The 2,939-nt window shown below is 67.6% G+C and carries 2 protein-coding genes and 1 pseudogene; 1 reads left to right on the top strand and 2 read right to left on the bottom strand.

The features are described from left to right. Positions 1 to 259 (bottom strand): annotated as a pseudogene (locus ACK5F2_RS02005) (hypothetical protein); the annotation flags it as partial. A 67-nt stretch (positions 260 to 326) separates the two neighbouring features. Here ACK5F2_RS02005 and ACK5F2_RS02000 point away from each other — a divergent pair. Continuing rightward, positions 327 to 2,327, top strand: coding sequence for a cation:proton antiporter (locus tag ACK5F2_RS02000; RefSeq protein WP_409862398.1), 2,001 nt, complete (start codon positions 327 to 329; stop codon positions 2,325 to 2,327). 21 nt (positions 2,328 to 2,348) lie between these two features. Here ACK5F2_RS02000 and ACK5F2_RS01995 read toward each other — a convergent pair. Further along, a partial coding sequence (locus ACK5F2_RS01995; RefSeq protein WP_409862396.1) for a DEAD/DEAH box helicase occupies positions 2,349 to 2,939 on the bottom strand: 591 nt, incomplete at its 5' end.

Raw genomic sequence — 2,939 nt, 5'->3', positions numbered from 1 at the left:
GGCCGATCCAGCTGAGCAAGAACTCGCTGGTCCAGCGCTCGCTGAAGCCGTGGCGCAGGCCCAGCTCGGGCCAGAGCACGGCTGGCTCACCGGGTGCCTGCACGGTCCAATAGCGCAGATCCAGCGAGGTCTTGCCGGCCGTGGCGTAGGGGCGGACCAGGTAATAGCCCGGGTCGGCCCAGGCCGGCGCGCACAAGCTCAGCCCGGCGAGCAGGCGCCAGCTCAGGGACAGGAGGCGAATTCGGGCTGCGGTTGCCATGGTGAGCGGGGAGCATAGCGGCTTGTTTCCACAGATCGGGCTTCGCCCTGCCCGCTAACATCGAGCCATGATCACCTCGCTCGACCTGGCCCTGATTTACCTGTTTGCCGCCGTGGCCGGGGTGGTCGCATGCCGCTTCCTGCGCTTGCCGCCCATGCTGGGCTATCTGGCTGTGGGCGTGCTGATCGGCCCCAATGCGCTGGCGCTGGCCGGCGACACGGTGGGCATCCGTTACCTGGCCGAGTTCGGCGTGGTCTTCCTGATGTTCGTGATTGGCCTGGAGTTCAACCTGCCCAAGCTGCGCAGCATGCGCAATCTGGTTTTTGGCCTGGGTCTTTTGCAGGTGCTGATCACCATCGTGGCCACCATCCTCGGTCACCATCTGCTGGAGGCCGGGCTGCAGATGCTGGGCCTGCCCTGGGAGCTGAATTGGCAGGGGGCCCTGGTGCTTGGTGCGTCCATGGCCATGAGCAGCACCGCCATCGTCGTCAAGATGATGAGCGAGCGCCTGGAGCTGGAGAGCGAGCATGGCCGTCGCGTGGTGGGCGTGCTGCTGTTCCAGGATCTGGCTGTGGTGCCGCTGCTGGTGCTGATTCCGGCCCTGAACAGTGACGGCCAGGCCATGGCCCAGTCCTTGGCCTGGGCCACGCTCAAGGCGGGCGTGCTTTTGACCATCCTGCTGGTCGGCGGCCAGAAGGTGATGCGTTGGTGGCTGACCCTGGTGGCGCGGCGCAAGAGTGACGAGCTCTTCATGCTCAATCTGCTGCTGGTCACCCTGGGTCTGGCCTGGTTGACCGAGCATGCCGGTTTGTCCCTGGCCCTGGGCGCTTTTGTCGCCGGCATGCTGATCGCCGAAACCGAATACAAGCACCAGGTGGAAACCGACATCCGGCCCTTCCACGATGTGCTGCTGGGTCTGTTCTTCATCACCATCGGCATGAAGTTGGACTGGAGCACCCTGGCCCAGCAATGGCCGCTGGTGATTGCGCTGAGCGTCCTGCCGGTGCTGGCCAAATTCGTGTTGATCGCCGGCTTGGCGCGGCTGTTCCAGGCGCCGGCCGGCGTGGCCTTGCGCACCGGCCTTTACCTGGCGCAGGCCGGCGAGTTCGGCTTCGTGCTGCTCACCCTGGGCGCCCAGCACCAGCTGATCGCGCCGCAATGGGTCAGCGCGGTGCTGGCCAGCATGGTGCTGTCGATGCTGGCCACGCCTTTCTTGATCATGTACAGCAACCGCATCGTCATGAAGCTGTCCAGCAGCGACTGGATGATGCAGTCCCTGCAGCTGACCACCATTGCCAAGAAGTCCATCAAGGCGCAAGCCCATGTGATCATCTGCGGCTACGGCCGCAGCGGCCAGAACCTGGCCCGCCTGCTGGACGGCGAGCACATCCCCTATATGGCCCTGGATCTGGACCCCGACCGGGTGCGCCAGGCGGCTGCGGCCGGCCAGAGTGTGGTCTTCGGTGACGCCGCCCGCCTGCAAAGCCTGATGGCGGCCGGCCTGGCGCGCGCCAGCGCCGTGGTGGTCAGTTACCCGGACACGGCCTCGGCGCTCAAGATTCTGCATCTGGTGCACTCCCACGCGCCGCAGGTTCCGGTGGTGGTGCGCACCATCGACGACAGCGACCTGGAGCGCTTGCGCGCCGCCGGTGCCACCGAGGTGGTGCCCGAGGCCATCGAGGGCTCGCTGATGCTGGCCAGCCATGCCCTGGCCCTGGTCGGCGTTCCCATGCGCCGCGTGATCCGCCTGACCCGTGACGCGCGCGATGCGCGTTATGGCTTGTTGCGCGGATATTTCCACGGCGCCGACGATGACACCGGCGAAGAGCGCCAGCATGCCCGCCTGCGCTCGGTCACCCTGCCCGTGGCCAGCCCCTATATGCACACCGCCCTGGGCCTGCTCGCCCTGCATGCCACCGGCGTGTCGGTGGTGTCGGTGCGGCGCGTCAACGGCGCGGTGGTGCCGGCTGATGAGCAGATGCTGCTGCAGGGCGGCGACACCCTGGTGCTCTCGGGTTTGCCCGAGGCCCTGGCCCTGGCCGAGGAAAAGCTGCTGCGCAGCGATTGAAGCGGGCCGGCGAGGTGTTCTTCAGCCGCGCAGCAGCGCCGCCAGCGCCTGGGCGTCGAGCACCGTCGCTTCTTCCTGTCCTTCCAGAATCCCATCGGCCAGGCCGCGCTTGTCGCGGTGCAGGTCGATGATGCGCTCCTCGACCGAGCCGGCGGTCACCAGGCGGTAGACGGTCACCGGGCGCTGTTGGCCCATGCGGTGGGCGCGGCCGGTGGCCTGATCCTCGGCGGCCGGGTTCCACCAGGGGTCGACGATCAGCACATAGTCGGCCATGGTCAGGTTGAGGCCGAAGCCGCCGGCCTTGAGGCTGATCAGGAAGACCTCGCCTTCGCCGCGTTGGAAGGCGGCCACGCGCTTGGTCCGCTCGGCCGCCGGCGTGCTGCCGTCGAGGTACTGGAATGGCACGCCCATGGCCTGCAGGCGCTCGGCCAGCAGGGCCAGGTAGTCGGTGAACTGGCTGAACACCAGGGCTTTGTGCGAGCCCTCGACCAGCTCGCGCACGATGCGTTCGAACTCGCCCAGCTTGGCGCCTACCAGGCCCAGCTCGGGCGCGACCAGGCGGGGGTCGCAGGCGGCGCGGCGCAAGCGCATCAGCTCGGCCAGCACCTGCAT

It is taken from the genome of Roseateles sp., from assembly GCF_046300915.1.
Classification (GTDB): domain Bacteria; phylum Pseudomonadota; class Gammaproteobacteria; order Burkholderiales; family Burkholderiaceae_C; genus Kinneretia.
The sequence above is the reverse complement of the archived record's forward strand: the minus strand, read 5'-3'. Positions and strand labels throughout refer to the sequence as shown.